The organism is Pseudoalteromonas sp. S1608 (assembly GCF_005887265.1).
In the GTDB taxonomy this organism is placed as follows: Bacteria; Pseudomonadota; Gammaproteobacteria; order Enterobacterales; family Alteromonadaceae; genus Pseudoalteromonas; species Pseudoalteromonas undina.
In genome coordinates this window covers 68,920-88,376 of record NZ_PNDK01000002.1, presented here as the reverse complement: position 1 = coordinate 88,376, position 19,457 = coordinate 68,920, and the positions used below count along the sequence as shown (strand labels likewise).

The following is a 19,457-nucleotide window of genomic DNA, read 5'->3' as shown; positions in this document are numbered from 1 at the left end:
TACGTCAATTATTAAAGATTATCCGCTTTTAGTATGTAACTTTTTATAAATACTTATAAATAGCCTATTTACTGACAGATGCTAACACGTTGAAAAATGTTGGGAATGTCTTGTAAGTACAGGCTGGATCGTTAATCGTTATGGGCTTACCCCCTACTGCCACCATTGCAAAGCACATGGCAATACGATGGTCATCATAGGTATCTACAGCCACATTATTAAACTGTTTTGGCGGTGTGATCTCAATAAAGTCATGCCCTTCTACTACTTCAGCCCCTACTTTTTTAAGCTCAGTGGCCATAGCGTGTAAACGGTCAGTTTCTTTTACTCGCCAGTTATAAATGTTGCGAATTGCCGTTGGCCCTTTTGCAAACAGGGCAACTGTAGCCAGGGTCATTGCAGCATCAGGTATTGCATTAGCATCAATATCAATACCGTTAAGCTCACCTTTACGAACAACTAAACGTTCGTCATACCAATCAATTTTGGCACCTACTTGCTCCATAACGTTAGCAAAACCAATATCACCTTGAACTGATTTAGCACCGACGCCTTTAATTTCTATTTCGCCGCCGGCAATTGCTGCAGCAGCAATAAAGTAAGAAGCAGATGAAGCATCCCCTTCGACCATAATTCGCTCAACGGCTTGATACTGTTGTGCACCTTTTACAAAGAAAGTACTGTAATTGTCATGCTCAACGGTAACACCAAAACGCGCCATTACATCAAGAGTAATATCAATGTAAGGCTTAGACACTAACGTGCCTTTAATTTTAATTTGAGTATCACCTTTAAATAACGGTGCAGCCATAAGCAACGCAGTTAAAAATTGGCTTGAAATACTACCGTCAATTTCGACTTCACCACCCGCTATTTGTCCGCCGACAATTTTAAGTGGCGGATAATCTTTATTTTTTAAATAACTAACATTACCACCTAAGGCTTGCAGTGCATCAACTAAGTGGCCAATTGGTCGCTCTTCCATACGTGGCTCACCAATTAACTCATACTCCCCAGCAATCGCTGCAAGCACGGCCGTTAAGGGACGGTATGCTGTACCTGCATTACCTAAAAACAGTGCTTGAGTTGGCGTTTTAAATACGCCACCTACACCTTCTACGGTCGCGATGGTTCGCTCATCATTAAGTGTCACATTCACACCGAGCTGCGCTAAGGCGCCCAACATATGACGAATATCATCACTGTCTAATAAGTTTTCTACAACCGTAGTGCCGTTTGATAGTGCAGCCAATAATAGAATGCGATTTGACAAGCTTTTCGAACCAGGCAGAGTAACACTGCCATTAACCTGTGAAATAGGCGCTAAAGAAAGTTGCTCCATTAGCTGTTCTCCTTTGCGAAAGCCGCCATAAAATCAACTAATGCTTTAACCCCTTCCAGTGGCATTGCGTTATAAATACTCGCGCGCATACCGCCAACAATACGGTGCCCTTCAAGCGCTAATAAGCCCGCTTCATTTGACTCTTTAACAAACTTATCATTTAGGCTTTCATCAACTAACCAAAAAGGCACATTCATACGTGAACGACAATGTTTTGCTACCTTGTTGGTGTAAAAATCAGACTCATCGATAAAGTCATAAAGCAGCTGAGCTTTGGCAGTATTATGTGTTTCCATGGCTTTTACACCGCCATTTTGCTCAAGCCATTCAAATACTTCAGCTGCTAAATACCATGCAAATGTAGGTGGAGTGTTAAACATACTGCCTTGTTTTGCTTCAAGGGCGTAATCCAAAATACCTGGCTTAGCTAGCCCTTCACGCTCAAGTAGCGTTTTACGAACAATTACGATAGCAATACCCGATGGGCCGATATTCTTTTGAGCACCTGCGTAGATTAAATCAAATTGATTAACGTCAATTTCGCGCGATAGAATAGTCGACGACATATCGGCGACAATCGGTGCTGTTGGGTGACTAGGTACATCAAAAATCTCTAGACCATCTACAGTTTCATTTGGGCAATAATGAATATATGCAGCATCGGCTGGTAAAACCCAATCGGCTACCTGCTTGATAGAAAATAAACCGTTATCATCATTACGTACGTCAATTGTGTGAGTTTGAGTAAACTTATCGGCTTCGCTGGTTGCACTTTTTGACCACACGCCGTTTTCACAATACACCGCTTTTTTTCCATCAACGTGGAGGTTTAAAGGTACGGCACTAAATTGACCTCGACCACCACCGTGCATAAAGAGCACTTCAAACTCGTCACTTATATTCATTAAGCGACGTAGACTAGCTTCACACTTAGCCGTTAATGCTAAAAATTCTTTACTGCGATGGCTCATTTCCATCACCGATACACCAAGACCTTGCCAGTTTAAAAACTCTTTTTGCGCTTTTTGCATAACAGCCGGAGGTAACATTGCAGGGCCTGCACAAAAATTATATATACTCATTACCTTTTCCTCATTCCAGTAATTTACTGTTTAACTTAAACTAATACCAATCCGCAATAATACTTAATCATTTTACGGGGCTAAACGTGTCGCTACCTGCGTTAAAAAATTCTCATTTAGAACAACTAAATAGCAAATTTTTTGCCTAGCTATCAACACGTTTTTCCAGCCTCAAAATAGACCACTTAATTAAGTGAATTGGTATTAAACTAATTCAAGTGTCTTTAGTTTTTTTCAACCATATAAAAAAAGCGGCCAAGGCCGCTTTTTTCAATCTCAATTATTCTGAAGGAGGATTATCATCCGCTACTTCATCTATAACCGTATCTACTGTTTCAACGTCTTCGATGTCAATCAAGTCACTTTCAGTCACTTCAATCTCTTCTATACGTTGTAAACCAACTACTTGCTCTTCGTCAATAGTTCTGATCAAAATAACACCTTGGGTGTTACGTCCAACCGTAGAAACTTCATTAACGCGAGTACGTACTAAGGTACCACGATTCGAAATAATCATTATTTCGTCGTTGTCATCAACTTGTACAGCACCAACAACGGCACCATTACGCTCACTCACCTTAATTGATACAACACCTTGTGTTGCACGACTCTTAGATGGGTAGTCTTCAAGTTGAGTACGCTTACCGTAACCATTTTCTGTCACTGTTAATATTGCACCGTCATTCTTAGGTACAATCAGTGATACAACACGTTGATCGTCTGGCATTTTAATACCACGAACACCCGTTGCAGTACGACCCATAGGACGTACACCTTTGAAGCGAATCTCAGGCTTACCTTCTTCATCAAGAACAGGGTTACCATTTTCATCAACTACTGTGGTTTCTTCAGCTTCTTTAAAGCGTACAACTTTACCCGCATCAGTGAACAACATAATTTCATTGCTACCATCGGTAATATCAACACCAATTAAGCTATCACCTTCGTTTAAGTTAACGGCAATAATACCGCTAGCACGTTGACGGCTGTATGCAGTCAATGGTGTTTTCTTAACCGTACCAAATGCTGTCGCCATAAAGATGTATTTATCATCTTCATAATCGCGTACCGGCAAAATAGCAGTAATACGTTCATCTGCTTCAAGCGGTAATAAGTTAACAATTGGCTTACCGCGCGCTGCGCGACTTGCAAGTGGTAACTGATACACTTTAAGCCAATATAATCGACCCGCAGTAGAGAAACATAAAATAGTATCGTGGGTATTGGCAACAAGTAGACGTTCAATGAAATCTTCATCTTTCATCTTAGTTGCTGACTTGCCTTTACCACCACGACGCTGCGCTTCGTAATCACTTAACGCTTGATACTTAACGTATCCTTCGTGTGACAAGGTCACAACCACGTTCTCTTCGTTAATTAGGTCTTCAAGGCTAATATCGTGTGCAGCGGCATTAATTTCAGTGCGGCGCTCATCACCATATTGCTCTTTAATTTCAACTAACTCATCACGAATAACTTCCATTAAACGTTCCGGACTTGCCAAAATGAATAATAGTTCAGCAATTAGGTCGAGTAACGATTGGTATTCAGTAAGAATTTTTTCGTGTTCAAGACCCGTTAGTTTGTGTAAACGTAGGTCTAAAATTGCTTGAGCTTGTTGCTCAGAAATATAGTACTGACCATCACGAATACCCAGCTCGCTTGCTAACCAATCTGGGCGGGCAACATTGTCTTCACCGGCTTTATCAAGCATGGCTTTAACATTACCTAATTCCCAAGGACGCGCTGTTAGTGCAACTTTTGCTTCAGCAGGTGTTGGTGACTTACGAATAAGTTCGATAATTGGGTCAATGTTTGCCAGTGCAATCGCTAAACCTTCTAGCGTATGCGCACGGTCACGGGCTTTACGTAAATCAAATACCGTACGACGAGTAACAACTTCACGGCGGTGAATAATAAACTCTTCAAGCATTTCTTTTAAGTTGAAACACTTAGGCTGGTTATTAATTAACGCAACCATATTCATACCAAACACAGTTTGTAACTGAGTTTGTGAATAAAGGTTGTTCAAAATAACTTCACCTACGTCACCACGTTTGATCTCAATAACGATACGCATACCGTCTTTATCTGATTCATCACGTAATGCGCTGATCCCTTCAATCTTTTTATCTTTAACTAGCTCAGCGATTTTTTCAATCAAACGGGCTTTGTTAACTTGGTAAGGGATTTCATGAACAATAATCGTTTCACGGCCAGTTTTCTCATCGGTTTCGATGTCAGCACGCGCACGCATGTACACTTTACCACGACCGGTTTGATAGGCTTGTTCAATGCCTTTTTTACCGTTAATAATGGCCGCAGTTGGGAAATCAGGCCCTGGGATGTAATCCATTAACTCAGTAATAGTTAATTCAGGGTTTTGAATAAGCGCTAAACAGCCATTCACTACTTCTGTTAAGTTGTGTGGCGGGATATTTGTCGCCATACCAACAGCAATACCTGACGAACCATTAACTAACAGGTTAGGTATTTTAGTCGGTAACACATCAGGAATTTGTTCTGTGCCGTCGTAGTTAGGCACAAAATCAACCGTTTCTTTTTCAAGATCGGCTAATAATTCGTGCGACATTTTTGCCATACGTACTTCTGTATAACGCATTGCCGCTGCTGAATCACCATCAACCGAACCAAAGTTACCCTGACCATCAACTAGCATATAACGTAGTGAGAATGGCTGAGCCATACGTACGATGGTGTCATAAACTGCACTGTCGCCGTGTGGGTGGTATTTACCGATTACATCACCGACCACACGGGCCGATTTTTTGTAAGGCTTGTTCCAGTCATTACTAAGCTCGTTCATTGCAAACAAAACGCGGCGGTGAACAGGTTTTAAACCGTCACGTACGTCTGGTAATGCACGTCCTACAATTACACTCATGGCGTAATCTAAGTAGGAGTTTTTTAACTCGTCTTCAATATTGACTGGCAGAATTTCATTGGCGAGATCAGTCATTTGATATCACATTCCTTCAGTATCAGCTCTTAACAACCCATTATTAGGTATTAAGAGTGTTTGTTATTATTTCTAAGCAGCCATGCTATCACAATTAATTTTAATTTACAGGCGCAAAACTTTGCGATTTATCAATTTAGCCCTATATAATGGCCTCAGATTGACGAGGAAGTATTTTATGACCGAACATCAAAATGTAGATAACGCAGAAATAGCAAAGTTTGAAGCCATCGCAGAGCGTTGGTGGGATTTAGAAGGCGAATTTAAGCCGCTTCACGAAATTAATCCATTACGATTAGATTTCATCGCAGACAAAACTAAAGGATTATTTGACAAAGAAACCCTCGATGTAGGATGTGGCGGCGGTATTTTAAGTCACAGCATGGCGCGAATGGGGGCAAACGTAACAGGTATCGATATGGGGCAAGAGCCTTTAACTGTCGCTAAGTTACACAGTTTAGAAACCAGTGTACCCGTTGAATATATAAAAGTACCTGCTGAACAATTTGCTGATGAGCACCCTGAGCGCTTTGATGTGATTACTTGTATGGAAATGTTAGAACATGTCCCCGACCCTGCTTCTATTATCCATGCAGTCGCTAAATTAGCAAAACCTGGGGCCGATGTATTCTTCTCCACCCTTAATAAAACCCCTAAAGCTTACTTATACGCTATTGTCGGCGCAGAAAAACTGTTAAAAATGGTGCCAGAAGGTACCCACGACCATAAAAAGTTCATTAAACCTGCGCAATTAATTGCATGGGCAGAACAAGCAGGGTTAAAGGTACGTGCCAGTGCAGGATTAAGTTACAACCCACTCTCAAAGCAATATACGGTTAATGATGATGTTAGCGTAAATTATATGCTGCACTTTGAGAAGTTAGCGTAATGACAAGCTCACAAACATCTGCTAGCCCAATTGAATATCAAGCATTGCTATTTGACTTAGATGGCACTTTACTTGATACCGCTGATGATTTAGGCGCTGCACTTAATAGTGTGCTGCATAATCACCAACAACCACAAGTGGGCAGTGATATATATCGACCCGCAGCTTCAAATGGCGCAGCAGCATTACTTGCTGCTGGTTTTAAAGAAGGCTGGGGGCAACAATCGCAAGAGCAACTTTTAGCAGAGCTAGTTGCATACTACGCTGCCAATATTGCCACCCATACCCAATGCTTTGTCGGTGTAGAGCAATTACTTATTGCCCTTGATAATAAAGGGATCCCGTGGGGCATTATGACAAATAAGCCTAGCTTTTTAACCGATCCTTTAGTCAAGGCGATTCCTGCATTAAAAAATGCGCAAATTGTGATAAGTGGTGATACCTTAGCTGAGTCTAAGCCCTCACCCCTTCCTTTATTACATTGTGCTGAGCAAATGAGTGTTGATCCTTCGCGCTGCCTATATATAGGTGATGCGCAGCGAGATATACAAGCAGGTAAAGCAGCGAATATGCACACCGCTACCGCACTGTGGGGATATGTACCGAGTGTGGACGAGGCATTGGCTTGGAATGCAGATTTTAATTGGCATAGCCCTATAGATGCTTTCAACCACATATAGTGCCATACCAATTAATAAACACTACATATTGTGATTGTGTTAGTTTTTACGCAAAGCTTGATGATAAAAAAAGCAGACAAAATTTATTTTTAAAAAGCGTAAATTTAATCTTTCCTTAGTTGATTTTTACAAATTTCAACTTAACCGAATGATCAAAGGTTAATGCCTACTAACACAATTACGTTATCCCAACGTTATCCACAATCAGAGCGGTTTCTGTCCCTTGCAAAAGATCACAGACCACACTATCTTGTGATCTCTAATTTGAACAACACCAGATATTGTGGCTAAATGTTATTCAATTAAATTTACCTATGCGGTAGAAATAACAATAAAAGAATAGGCACTGGGCGTTTTGAGTGCACTCATTGGTCAAAAATATTTAATTCCCAAGGAATACAGGCAAAACTATGAACCAACAGTTATCTGTAAGCAAACGTGACGGCCGTAAAGAGCCACTTGATCTAGACAAGATCCATCGCGTTATTGAATGGGCCGCCGAAGGTTTAAACAACGTTTCGGTTTCACAAGTTGAACTTAAATCACATATTCAATTTTATGACGGTATTCGTACTAAAGATATTCATGAGACGATTATCAAAGCCGCTGCGGATCAGATCTCAAAAGAATCACCTGATTATCAGTATCTTGCTGCTCGTTTAGCTGTATTCCATTTACGTAAAAAAGCGTATGGCCAATTTGAGCCACCGCGTCTTTTTGACCACGTTACTAACATGGTTGAACAAAAACGCTACGACGCCCATTTGCTTGTTGATTACACAGAGCAAGAACTTGATGAACTAGATACTTACTTAGATCATTCACGCGATCTTAACTTTAGCTACGCAGCAGTAAAGCAGCTTGAAGGTAAATACTTAGTACAAAACCGTGTAACCGGTGAAATTTACGAAAGCGCGCAGTTTTTATATATATTAGTAGCAGCAAGCTTATTCTCAGATTATCCACGTGAAACGCGTATTGATTACATCAAACGTTTTTACGATGCGGTTTCACTATTTAAAATTTCTTTACCTACGCCAATTATGTCGGGTGTACGTACGCCAACGCGTCAGTTTAGCTCGTGTGTACTGATTGAGTGTGGCGACAGCTTAGATTCAATTAATGCGACATCATCAGCCATTGTTAAATACGTTTCTCAACGTGCTGGTATTGGTATAAATGCCGGACGTATTCGTGCATTAGGTAGCCCTATTCGTAACGGCGAAGCGTACCACACAGGCTGTATTCCGTTTTATAAGCACTTTCAAACAGCGGTTAAAAGCTGTTCGCAAGGCGGTGTACGTGGCGGTGCAGCTACTTTATTCTACCCGCTTTGGCACTTAGAAGTAGAAAACCTGCTGGTACTTAAAAATAACCGTGGTGTTGATGATAACCGCGTACGTCACCTAGATTATGGTGTGCAGTTTAATAAACTAATGTATTCGCGTTTGATCAAAGATGATTACATCACGTTATTCAGCCCATCTGATGTGCCTGGCCTTTACGATGCATTTTTTGAAGACCAAGACGAGTTTGACGCGCTATATGCAAAATATGAGCAAGACGAGTCAATTCGTAAAAAACGCATTAAAGCCATTGAACTGTTTTCTATGTTTGCTCAAGAACGCGCCAGCACCGGTCGTATTTACTTGCAGAACGTTGACCACTGTAATACACACAGTCCGTTTATCTCAAAAGTGGCGCCTATACGTCAATCTAACTTATGTTTAGAAATTGCGTTACCGACTAAGCCTCTTAGCAACGTGAATGACGAAGAAGGTGAAATTGCACTTTGTACATTATCTGCGTTTAACTTAGGTGCTATTGAGTCTTTAGATGAACTAGAAGAGTTAGCAGAGCTTGCAGTACGTGCACTTGATAACCTACTTGATTTCCAAGACTACCCTGTACCTGCAGCTAAAAATGCCACTATGGGGCGTCGTACGCTAGGCATAGGTGTTATTAACTACGCCTATTACTTAGCTAAAAACGGTAAGCGTTATTCAGATGGCAGCGCAAATGCTCTAACGCACAAAACGTTTGAAGCAATTCAGTACTACCTAATGAAGGCATCTAACGAACTTGCTAAAGAGCGTGGAGCATGTCCTAAATTTAACGAAACTACATACTCGCAAGGTATTATGCCAACCGATACGTACAAACGTGATTTAGACAAGATTTGTGATGAACCACTGCATCTTGATTGGGATACATTACGTGCCAGCATTAAAGAGCATGGTATGCGTAACTCAACGCTGAGCGCATTAATGCCATCAGAAACGTCATCGCAAATCTCAAATGCAACTAATGGTATCGAGCCACCGCGTGGTCACATTAGTGTTAAAGCAAGTAAAGACGGTATTTTAAAGCAAGTTGTTCCTGACTACGAACGCCTTAAAGATAACTACGAATTACTGTGGGATATTCCATCAAACGATGGTTACTTACAATTAGTAGGCATAATGCAGAAATTTATCGACCAAACGATTTCAGCAAATACTAATTATGATCCAAATAGATACGAAGGCGGTAGAGTACCTATGAAAGTCTTATTAAAAGACTTACTCGGTGCATACAAACTAGGTGTTAAAACACTTTACTACCATAATACCCGCGATGGCGCATCAGATGCTCAAGAAGACACTCCAGAAGTGGAAGATGATGATTGTGCAGGCGGCGCGTGTAAAATTTAATAGTTAAACTTAAAGCGGGCGCCTTGCCCGCTTTGTCCTGATAGTCTTAGTGATAGTTTTTTGAGTGATAAACATGTCTTATACTACTTTTAGCAGAAATCATAATAACCAAATGCAAGAGCCAATGTTTTTTGGTCAAACCGTTAACGTGTCACGTTACGATCAACAAAAATACCCTATTTTTGAAAAACTAATTGAAAAACAATTGTCTTTCTTTTGGCGACCTGAAGAAGTTGATGTAAGTAAAGACCGTTTAGACTTTCAAGCGCTTCCCGAACACGAAAAGCATATATTTTTAAGCAACTTAAAATACCAAACGTTGCTTGATAGTGTTCAAGGCCGCTCACCTAACGTAGCATTACTTCCTATCGTATCAATTCCTGAACTAGAAACATGGATTGAGACATGGGCGTTTAGTGAAACTATCCACAGCCGTTCTTATACGCATATTATTCGTAACGTAACTCAAGCGCCTGAACTCATTTTTGATGACATTGTTAGCAATGACAAAATTAGTGAGCGTGCCGATGCGGTAACTACTTATTATGATGACCTAATCAATTCTGTATCGCTTTACAACTTATACGGTGAAGGCAAACACGAAATTAATGGCCAAACCGTGGTAGTTAATTTATTTGAGCTGAAAAAGAAATTGTACCTGGCAATGATGTCAGTGAACATTTTAGAAGCCATTCGCTTTTATGTGAGTTTTGCTTGCTCATTTGCGTTTGCCGAGCGTGAATTGATGGAAGGTAATGCTAAAATTATAAAGCTTATTGCCCGTGATGAAGCACTCCACCTTTCAGGTACTCAGCATATTTTAAATATCATGCAAGATGGTAAAGATGACCCTGAAATGGCGATTGTTGCCGCACAGTGCCGTGAAGAAGCAATTAAAATGTTTGTTGAAGCCGCAGAGCAAGAAAAAGAATGGGCCGAGTACCTATTTAAAGATGGCTCGATGATTGGTTTGAATAAACACATTCTATGTCAATATGTTGAGTACATTACCAATGCGCGTATGACCGCGATTGGTCTGCCTGCACAGTTTGAAAATAACAGTAACCCTATTCCATGGATCAACTCATGGTTAGTGTCAGATAACGTGCAAGTTGCTCCTCAAGAGGCCGAAATAAGCTCATACTTAGTTGGTCAGATTGACTCACAAGTAGATGCCGATGAATTTGGTGACTTTGATTTATAATGACTGATAGAACCACTGCAAGTATCACACTTGCAGATAACAGCCAGCGCATTGATTTTGCCGCTGGCTGCCCTTCTCTTTTACATTGCCTTGAATCAAATAAGATTGATGCCGCTTACCAATGCCGTGAGGGATATTGCGGTGCGTGTCGAGCAACACTTGTCTCTGGTGAAGTTAATTATAATGAAGAGCCGTTAGCGTTTGTTCGCGATGGTGAAATACTCTTGTGTTGCTGCAAACCAAATGGTGATATCAGTATTAATTTAAAGTAAGTAACTCACATTAAGCGTATTTAACAGCACGAGAATAATATATAACAGCTAGGTTTGTACCAAACCTGTATGCCGTGTTTTTAAACTCAAACACGCCTACTAGTACAGTGTTATTTACTCTGAATATTCTGCAGGCACAAATCGGTAATGACCCGTAATTGTATACGCAAAAAGCATATCGCTCATTTCTGGTCCACGACCAATATTATGCACAATAAGCGGGTTGCCGCTGCCCTGCGCTATTTCATTAACGACCATACCAATATGCGGTAAATTACCTGGCAGCATCCAACTAACTATGTCACCGGCTTTATAATCCTCTGCATTAAGCGATTTAGTTAACACTTTTGCATGGCGCTCAAAGTAAACTTGTAAGTTAGGTACACGTCGATGGTCAATGTTTTTATCTGGCTTGGTTAATCCCCAAATACGTTTGGAAGGATATGCGCGAAAATTGTTCTGCATGTCTTCATGTACTAATTTTTGCAAATCAATACCAAGCTGTCGGTACGACCTAATTAAAACATCGGTACACACACCAATATTAGCGGGCACATCACCACCTGGGTACTCAAGCTTATGATAGGCGCCATCGTAAGTTACTGGTTGTGTTGTTCTATGGATTAATGCATTAACGATATCATCATCAAAAGAGCTCGCCTGCACATGAAAAGTAAATAGAGCTAGTGAATAAAACAAAAAACGTGACATATAAATTCATTTTATAATTTTAACTAAAGCTGTTGAATAATATAATCAGGAATATTAAATTTATTTCCATTACTGGTATAGTGCGCATCAAGTTCATAGGCCATTATTTCAAGTGGAGCATCATTGTAACCAAACGTTTGGATTTCATTGATGTAGCGCATTATAAAGGCGTGCACGCTGAGTTCACGCCATTGAACTACATGAACAAGCTCATGAAAATGTACTCTTAAATTATGCACAGCGTTAGGTAATATATAATATGTATTTTTATAGGTTATTCCAGCTACATCCATATCAATAAAATTGCTTAAACCAAGTTCACGTAAACCTGTAAAGTCAGGTTTAGGAATTTTATCAACAACTACATAAAATGCAGTTTTCAAAAATTCATTTGGGTAAAAGCCCTCAAACTCGTTAGCAAATTTTTCACAGCATATTCTTTTATGTGCATACTCGCTATTCGTTTTATCAATCCATTGTTCTATTTGCGCTAGCATTTTTTCTCCAAAAAATTACTCGGTAAGTTATTAATAAATATTTTATGAAGTTGAACTTTATCTTCTTCATAAAAAAGCGCCAAGTGTAAACTACTGGCGCTGATTATTAATAATCACTATACAGATTCCTAACCTTCTTCTTCAACCAGTGACTCTAATAGCTCATGGATCTCTGACTTTAATTCTTTGTCTTCAATTTTATTCGCACTGACTTTAGCATCTTGTAGGTTTTTAATCGCCGCTTCTTTGTCGCCTAGTTCGAGCTGTAAAGTAGCCATAGAAAATGCAACCGACGACATATGATCTTTGTTATTGATTTCAATCGACTTCTGTAATGCTTTTTCATAAGTCACAATAGCGTCTTCTAGCTCTTCGGTAAAATCTGCTAAAGTTTCCCACTGTACAGGGTGATCTTTAGCGGTATTTTCGTTTTCAATACAAATTGCTTTGAGCTCTGCATATAAAGATTCGAATTGTTTAGTATCATTCTTATTGGCAGCTGCCATCAGCTTTTCTGCTAAATCGTGAACCGCTTTGTATACTTTAGTATTCATAATTACTCGCTACCTTAATTAATGCGCCTTTTTAATTTTTTACAGCGCTGTATACGAAACCTATTATCTAATAGTACATTATTATTAAGCGCCGCGTTGTTACAAAAGTATTATAAGCAACAATAAACGCTGTTTAGTTTATTGACGTGGATATTAGGGTGCTACACTTAATGCCTACTATAAAAAGCAACAGTTAATATCTACCCTATGCAAAATTGCAATCAATGCGGTAAGTGCTGCACAAAATACGGTGCGGCAGATTTAGATACTAATCAGGATGAAATTCAAATGTGGGCGTTATTCAACCCTGAAATATTTCAATACGTTAAAAACGATAAATTATGGTTTGACCCAACAACGGGTGAGCAATTAACGCAATGCCCATTTTTAGAGCCTGCCAATAAAGCATCTCCTGAAGAAAAAGATAAATATACTTGCAGTATTTATCATGACCGACCCCAAGATTGCCGGCATTATCCAAGCTTAATTTCAGAAATGATAAACGATGAATGTGAAATGCTTGAACCAGTCGATAAGCAAAATCATTTTAGAGCACAAAAAAAGTTAGACATACTGATGATAGACAGCCGATCCTAAATTTAACTTTAATAATGCCGTGCTAAGTTAAATTTATCGCTCTCTTGTGTTATTCAACGCAAATTTTAAAGTTATAGTATAACATTGTTGATAGCATAATTTTGTAGTGTTATATTATATCACAACATAACAACCACGAATTGAAGTAACTATGACTAAGCTAACACTCATATCCTCAGCACTACTGTCTGTTTTGTGTTCTCACTCTGCACTTGCAGCGACGATTAACGGCACGGTAACAGATACAAAAAAGCAACCTATTGCCAATGCCACGATTCATGTTCATGGTAAGTCAAAAAGCGTGCAAAGTAATGCACAAGGCCAATTTAGTATCGACATAGATGCTAAAAGTCAATTACATATCAGTAAAGATAACTACCTAGATTCTCGTATATCGCTTGAAAATACAGACAACACTGTTAATGTTACTTTAAAGCCAACTTCGGTTGAAACTGTTGTTGTATATGCCTCAGCCCTGCATAAAAATAGCTTAGAAATGATTTCACCAGTAAGTGTGCTATCAGGCGATGAGCTAAAAAATAAAGCTAAGCCGACGCTAGGTGAGACCCTTAAAGGCATACCTGGCGTTAATGCTAGTTATTTTGGCCCTGTTTCATCAAGTCCGATTATCCGCGGGCTAGGTGGTCCTCGAGTTAAAATTACTCAAAATGGTTTGGATAGTAGCGATGCGTCTCGCATTGGACCTGATCACGCTACATCAAGTGACAGCCTAGCGGCAGAGCAAATTGAAGTGTTACGTGGCCCAAGCACCCTACTTTATGGCTCTGGTGCTATTGGCGGTGTAGTGAATGTGGTTGATAACCGTATTCCAACCAATAACATTGACTCTTTATCTGGGGCAGCACAATACACACACGATACAGTTTCAAATGCGAATACATTCGCAGCAAAACTAGAAACTGGCAGCGATAACTTTAATTTCCATTTTGATGGTACTAAACGCAGCGGTGATGATTACCAAACACCTCGTTTTAATTTACCGGATGAACATGAAGAAGGTGAAGTACATGTTGAAGGCGATGAAGAAACAGCTACTTCAGTTGAAAATACCTTTATAGACAGTGAAACAGTTAATTTTGGTACTAGCTATGTGGGTGAGCATTTAACCGTTGGATTTTCATACGGTAATATCGAAACAGACTATGGTATTCCTGGCCATTCACATGCTCATCATGAACACGATCATGCACATGAAGAAGCAGGCGAGCATGAAGAACACGAAGGTGAAGAACATGCAGAAACACCTGTTTATGCTCATTTAGAACAAGACCGTTGGCAGGGGCTGGTAAGTTATGCATTTCATGATAACTGGATTGAGTCAATCAACCTACGTCTTGGTTACACAGACTATACCCATAGTGAAATTGAAGACGGCGCTATTGGCACCACTTTTAGTAATGAAACCACTGAAGCACGTTTCAACGTAGAGCATCAATTAGGCCAATGGCATGGCATGATTGGCTATCACTATAGTGAGTCTGATTATGACGCGATTGGTGAAGAAGCGTTTACACCTGCAAGTATCACGACGACTCATGCGCTATATTTACTTGAAGAACGCACATTTGGTGACGTCACCGTAGAACTTGGCGCCCGTTTAGAAGATTATGAGATAAAAAGTGATGTAGATACGCATCAGCACAGCCATGATGACGAACCTGTATCAGCAGATGAAACTGTTAACTACACCCAAAGCTTTACTAATCTAAGTGCCTCAGCAGGTGCGATTTGGGAGTATATGCCAAGTCACAACCTAGCCGTTAGCTTATCACATTCAGAGCGTGCACCGCTTTCAGCGGAGCTACTCTCTAATGGTGTGCATATTGCTACCGGGACTTACGAACTTGGCTTGGGTTACCATATTGAAAGTAACGAAGCGCATTTTGAGCCTGAAGAAATTAAACAAGAAACATCGACTAATCTAGATATTAGTTTACGTCGCTTTAGTGGAGACTTTGGTTACACTGTCAACTTCTTCTATAACGACATTAAAAACTTTTATTATCAGCAAAACACAGGATTAGTGTTTGATGAAATGGATGGTTTTGAACCTGCTGCCATTGGTCACAGTGACGCAATTGATGTTTATCAGTTCACAAGTAAAGATGCTGAGCTGTATGGTTTTGAATTTGATGTACATTATCAAATAAACCCCAGCGCCATGGTAAAAGTATTTGGTGATTCTACTCGCGCCAAACTAAAAGATAATGAAGGAAATTTACCACGCATTCCTGCTAATAAATTGGGTTCAGAACTGCAATACACCCTAGGTAGCGCACAATTTGCCTTAACAGGAACACATTATTTTGAGCAAAATGATTTTAGTGCATACGAAACAGCAACAGATGGCTATACATTGATTGATTTACAAGCCAATTATCAGCTTGATTTAGGTGCCGTTGACACACAGCTTTACCTAAGTGTTGATAACATTACTGATGAACTTGGTTTTGTACACAGCTCGTTTATTAAAGACATCGCGCCACTTCCTGGTCGTAACTTCCAATTTGGAGTAAGAGGCTACTTTTAAACAAAGATCAGTTTAATGAGACAATAAAAAACCGCATTCATATTAATGAATGCGGTTTTTTCATAACTAAAATGTTATGTACGTTCTAATTAAAGAATTGCGTGTAACTCAACGTCGAATACAAGTGTTGAGTAAGGTGCGATTGCTGCACCGGCACCACGTTCACCATAAGCAAGCTCATGAGGAACGTATAAACGCCACTTAGTACCTACTGGCATCATTTGTAATGCTTCAGTCCAACCTTTGATCACGCCGCCCACTGGGAATTCAGCAGGTTGACCGCGTTCGTATGAGCTGTCAAAAACAGTACCGTTTACTAAAGTACCGTGGTAATCAACACGTACTGTAGACTCAGCAGTTGGCTTCTCGCCTTCACCTGTTGCAAGTACTTCGTACTGAAGACCTGACTCAGTTACTGTAATTTCAGGACGTTTTGCGTTTTCTTCTAAAAATGCAATGCCTTCAGCAGCGAGTACTTTAGCTTCTTCTTCACGACGAGCTTGGATCTCTTCGTTAATTTTTTCAAATGCAGCTTGGATCTCAGGGATCTCAACTTGAAAAGCACTGCCTGCATACGCATCTTTCATGCCTTCAAATACTGAATTTAAGTTTAAACCTTCAAAAGGATTAGCCTTAAGTTGCTCACCCATTTGTAAGCCAATACCGTAACTTGCTTTTTCAGCATCTGTAGTAAAATTATCTGACATAATGTGTTATTCACGTTTTGTTAGTTAAAAGACCCGTATATGCTATCACAAAATAAAAGGTCTTTGGTGCTAGTTTTTATTGAGTTTTTCTTTAATTAAACCAATAGCAAAGGTACACACAGGCAAACTGAGCAAAATTCCAACAAGTAAGCTCATCGACAATAATCCAGCCACACCGACCAGTAAAAGAGGCACAGCTACTAAACCGATAATGCCAATATAAAACGCGCCCCATACAGGCCAATAATTATCGTATTTTGTAATTAAATGCCCCGATAAAATATTAAACCCGATGCCATATAATAAGGTCATTATTAGTGCGTCGTCTGGATATGCATCAATAGCCATTTTTTGTAATAACGATATAGCGCTTTGGTAACAATAACCAAACACAGTCCATAGAAGAATGTGCTTAAGTAAACGTTTAGAAAAGGATAATTCCGGGGACTGTGACATTATAAAGCTCCAGATAGCAAAAAACCGCCAATAAGGCGGTTTTTTAAATAATGGTGGAGAGATAGGGATTTGAACCCTAGAGGGGCTATAAACCCCTGCCGGTTTTCAAGACCGGTGCATTCGACCACTCTGCCATCTCTCCGTACGGCGCGCATAATAAGATCATACGCTTAGCTTGTAAAGCCCTATTTTAATAAAACCGGCTAAATAGTTAAATATAAACCGCTTTAGTTATCAATTAGCCATTATTAGTAATATTGCTTAGGCCTACGAGCAATCCAAGAGCACACTAAACAGACCAATAAGCTGGCTGTTAAAAATGCAATACTTTGAAATATTAAATCGAAGCGATTAAGGTCATCGCTCGGGATCACAACCAATACAAATGAAGGCAGTACAGTGAACAGTAAAACATAACAACATATTTTAAAGGCTCTGCCAAAATCAAACCGTTTCGATTGTTGCATCCACCAAGTTAGCAATACCAACACCCCTATTGCTGAAGCAGCAATAAAATGCTCAGCTTGAGTGCTCATTGCAACATAAAATGTCGCAAGCGCGCCAACTACACCCCAGATTGACCAAGCAAACCAGTTTTCTTTTTCACGTAAAAATAAATTTCCCATCATTTTCGTCTTCTTTATCGTTATTATTGGTAAGACTTTCCATACATTACCAAAAAACAACCGATTAAAAAACAAACTGAAGAAGATTTATTACGTTTAGTGCTTCCGTGCGCTTCTCGCAGCTACAATATTAACCGCAGTAGTGTAACACGATTAACTTAATGAATTATGACTATATTGAATATAAAAAGTTCATACTATTTCTACAAAAAACTAAAATAATTTTCTAGCTTGTGCCTTGGTGACTTTTTGCATTCAATTGCCGGCGTCCCTAAATATAAATAACCGACTATTTCATCATCATCATTTAAGTTAAGCGCCTGTTTAACACTGGGGCTTTGTGCAAAGTAACCCGTACGCCAAATACCGCCTAACCCCTGAGCGAATGCGGCTTGTTGCATTGCCAATACGCTACAACCTGCGCTTTGTACTTGTTCAATTCTAGGAACTTTTGGGTGTGGTTGATATTTTGCAATCGCAATAATAATCATGGGTGCTCTAAGCGGTAACTCCTTAGCGCGATTAATTACTTTTTCAGCCTGCTGCTCTGCTATAGCGCTTTGATAATAAATTTCACCTAACTTATGACGCGCATCACCTTGAACAATAATATATTGCCACGGTGCAATACAGCCATGATCGGGCACTCTCAACCCAGCCTGCTGAATAATGTTTAACTGCTCTTCATTAGGCCCTGGCGCTGTCAATTTTGCATCAGATTGGCGAGTGAGTAAAAGCTCAATAGCATCCATAGTGTGCTCTCAAAATTCAAAACGTAAGAGTAACATTTATAAGTAAAAAATAAACACTGCAGGCTTAAAACTACTAAGCAGATAAAATTAATGAAGCGAGTGTTTATATCCTAGTAACTATTGATGTAGGCACCGCGTTTAAACCAATAATCTAGGCTTACAAAACGCCCACCTCCGGTAAAGAATAAGCTAAGTAACATGGCAAAATAAATAGCAGAAAATTCGATGCCGTTATTTAGTATTGATGGTTTACCTTTTTCGTATAGGTAATCTTCAAAGCCATATTCTTCAACTAAGCTGCGAATTTTACCTATGCGGACTTGTACTTCTTTTGAATTTTCAAGGCTTTCTTTGGCACCAGGAACTGATAGCCAATCAAGTACTTGGGCGGCACTTGTTTGTGGATTTGTTGGCGCTATAGCAAACCAGCCGTTATGCCAGTGTACTGTTGTTGCTGCTACCACCATTGTAAACATAAGTGGAATACTCACTAAGCGCGTAAATAAACCAATAAGTAAAAACCAACCTCCTAAAAACTCACTCCAACCGGCTAAAAAAGCCAGCAAATCAGGAAACGGTAATCCTAATCCCCAGTCACTATTGCCAAACCACTGAACGACATCATCAGAGGCTAAAAACTGGTTAAAAAAACCATTAGTATCGCCACTTATTGCGAGTTTGTTATAGCCTGCAATAATCATTACAGGCGCTAGAATCAAGCGAAAAAGCAAAGCAGGCAAACCATCCAATAAAGATAATTTACCTATAATATTGTCATAAAGCGTAATTAATTTAATCATGCGCACTCTTGTATGTTCATTGTTTATTAAGTTATAGACTATAAACAAACATGACCGCACACAG

18 protein-coding genes and 1 tRNA gene are annotated in these 19,457 nt (G+C 39.7%); 7 read left to right on the top strand and 12 right to left on the bottom strand.

The window, feature by feature from the left end; translation table 11 throughout:
• Positions 1–64: 64 nt before the first annotated feature.
• The 3 genes from aroA to gyrA form a co-directional block, all read right to left on the bottom strand.
• Positions 65–1,342 (bottom strand): 3-phosphoshikimate 1-carboxyvinyltransferase, encoded by a 1,278-nt coding sequence (gene aroA, locus CWB75_RS00705; protein WP_138569618.1) that lies wholly within the window; start codon positions 1,340–1,342, stop codon positions 65–67.
• Positions 1,342–2,424: a 3-phosphoserine/phosphohydroxythreonine transaminase gene (serC, locus tag CWB75_RS00700; RefSeq protein ID WP_138569617.1), complete on the bottom strand. Its 1,083-nt coding sequence runs from the start codon at positions 2,422–2,424 to the stop codon at positions 1,342–1,344. Before serC ends, aroA begins: the two co-directional genes overlap by 1 nt.
• 280 nt (positions 2,425–2,704) lie before the next feature.
• A complete protein-coding gene (gene gyrA, locus CWB75_RS00695) occupies positions 2,705–5,404 on the bottom strand; it encodes a DNA topoisomerase (ATP-hydrolyzing) subunit A (RefSeq protein ID WP_055013303.1) in 2,700 nt (899 codons plus the stop codon).
• 178 nt (positions 5,405–5,582) lie between these two features.
• On the opposite strand from gyrA, the gene ubiG reads away from it, so the two are divergent.
• From ubiG to yfaE, 5 genes are all read left to right on the top strand, one after another.
• Positions 5,583–6,293: a bifunctional 2-polyprenyl-6-hydroxyphenol methylase/3-demethylubiquinol 3-O-methyltransferase UbiG gene (gene ubiG, locus CWB75_RS00690; protein ID WP_076919568.1), complete on the top strand. Its 711-nt coding sequence runs from the start codon at positions 5,583–5,585 to the stop codon at positions 6,291–6,293.
• Positions 6,293–6,973 (top strand): HAD family hydrolase, encoded by a 681-nt coding sequence (locus tag CWB75_RS00685; protein ID WP_138569616.1) that lies wholly within the window; start codon positions 6,293–6,295, stop codon positions 6,971–6,973. Before ubiG ends, CWB75_RS00685 begins: the two co-directional genes overlap by 1 nt.
• A gap of 410 nt (positions 6,974–7,383) precedes the next feature.
• Positions 7,384–9,666, top strand: coding sequence for a class 1a ribonucleoside-diphosphate reductase subunit alpha (gene nrdA / locus CWB75_RS00680; protein ID WP_138569615.1), 2,283 nt, complete (start codon positions 7,384–7,386; stop codon positions 9,664–9,666).
• Between the two features lie 73 nt (positions 9,667–9,739).
• Positions 9,740–10,870, top strand: a complete 1,131-nt coding sequence (gene nrdB / locus CWB75_RS00675; RefSeq protein WP_010389917.1) for a class Ia ribonucleoside-diphosphate reductase subunit beta — start codon at positions 9,740–9,742, stop codon at positions 10,868–10,870.
• Positions 10,870–11,142 carry a class I ribonucleotide reductase maintenance protein YfaE gene (gene yfaE, locus CWB75_RS00670; RefSeq protein ID WP_076919572.1) on the top strand — a complete coding sequence of 91 codons (273 nt, stop codon included), beginning with the start codon at positions 10,870–10,872 and terminating at the stop codon, positions 11,140–11,142. The genes nrdB and yfaE overlap by 1 nt, the downstream gene beginning before the upstream one ends.
• A 114-nt stretch (positions 11,143–11,256) precedes the next feature.
• Here yfaE and CWB75_RS00665 read toward each other — a convergent pair whose 3' ends face one another.
• The 3 genes from CWB75_RS00665 to CWB75_RS00655 all read right to left on the bottom strand — a co-directional run bounded on the left by CWB75_RS00665 (position 11,257) and on the right by CWB75_RS00655 (position 12,904).
• Positions 11,257–11,853: a DUF1287 domain-containing protein gene (locus CWB75_RS00665; protein ID WP_138569614.1), complete on the bottom strand. Its 597-nt coding sequence runs from the start codon at positions 11,851–11,853 to the stop codon at positions 11,257–11,259.
• 23 nt (positions 11,854–11,876) lie between these two features.
• Positions 11,877–12,350 (bottom strand): hypothetical protein, encoded by a 474-nt coding sequence (locus CWB75_RS00660; RefSeq protein ID WP_138569613.1) that lies wholly within the window; start codon positions 12,348–12,350, stop codon positions 11,877–11,879.
• 128 nt (positions 12,351–12,478) lie between these two features.
• Entirely contained in the window at positions 12,479–12,904 is a 426-nt protein-coding gene (locus CWB75_RS00655; RefSeq protein ID WP_171039088.1) for a tetratricopeptide repeat protein, read from the bottom strand.
• 207 nt (positions 12,905–13,111) lie between these two features.
• Between CWB75_RS00655 and CWB75_RS00650 the strand changes: the two genes are divergently transcribed.
• Positions 13,112–13,501: a YkgJ family cysteine cluster protein gene (locus CWB75_RS00650; protein ID WP_138569612.1), complete on the top strand. Its 390-nt coding sequence runs from the start codon at positions 13,112–13,114 to the stop codon at positions 13,499–13,501.
• A gap of 151 nt (positions 13,502–13,652) precedes the next feature.
• Positions 13,653–16,052, top strand: a complete 2,400-nt coding sequence (locus tag CWB75_RS00645; RefSeq protein WP_138569611.1) for a TonB-dependent receptor — start codon at positions 13,653–13,655, stop codon at positions 16,050–16,052.
• 89 nt (positions 16,053–16,141) lie between these two features.
• Here CWB75_RS00645 and bamJ read toward each other — a convergent pair whose 3' ends face one another.
• From bamJ to CWB75_RS00615, 6 genes are all read right to left on the bottom strand, one after another.
• Entirely contained in the window at positions 16,142–16,759 is a 618-nt protein-coding gene (gene bamJ / locus CWB75_RS00640) for a BamJ family beta-barrel-assembly machinery protein (RefSeq protein ID WP_008112467.1), read from the bottom strand.
• Positions 16,760–16,828: 69 nt separating this feature from the next.
• A complete protein-coding gene (locus CWB75_RS00635) occupies positions 16,829–17,152 on the bottom strand; it encodes a hypothetical protein (RefSeq protein WP_010389909.1) in 324 nt (107 codons plus the stop codon).
• Positions 17,153–17,266: 114 nt separating this feature from the next.
• A tRNA-Ser gene (locus CWB75_RS00630) sits at positions 17,267–17,357 on the bottom strand.
• Positions 17,358–17,463: 106 nt separating this feature from the next.
• Positions 17,464–17,841, bottom strand: coding sequence for a hypothetical protein (locus CWB75_RS00625; RefSeq protein ID WP_041709037.1), 378 nt, complete (start codon positions 17,839–17,841; stop codon positions 17,464–17,466).
• Between the two features lie 203 nt (positions 17,842–18,044).
• Positions 18,045–18,593 carry an NAD(P)H nitroreductase gene (locus CWB75_RS00620; RefSeq protein WP_138569610.1) on the bottom strand — a complete coding sequence of 183 codons (549 nt, stop codon included), beginning with the start codon at positions 18,591–18,593 and terminating at the stop codon, positions 18,045–18,047.
• Between the two features lie 110 nt (positions 18,594–18,703).
• Positions 18,704–19,393: an HvfX family Cu-binding RiPP maturation protein gene (locus CWB75_RS00615; RefSeq protein ID WP_010389906.1), complete on the bottom strand. Its 690-nt coding sequence runs from the start codon at positions 19,391–19,393 to the stop codon at positions 18,704–18,706.
• Positions 19,394–19,457: the final 64 nt, after the last annotated feature.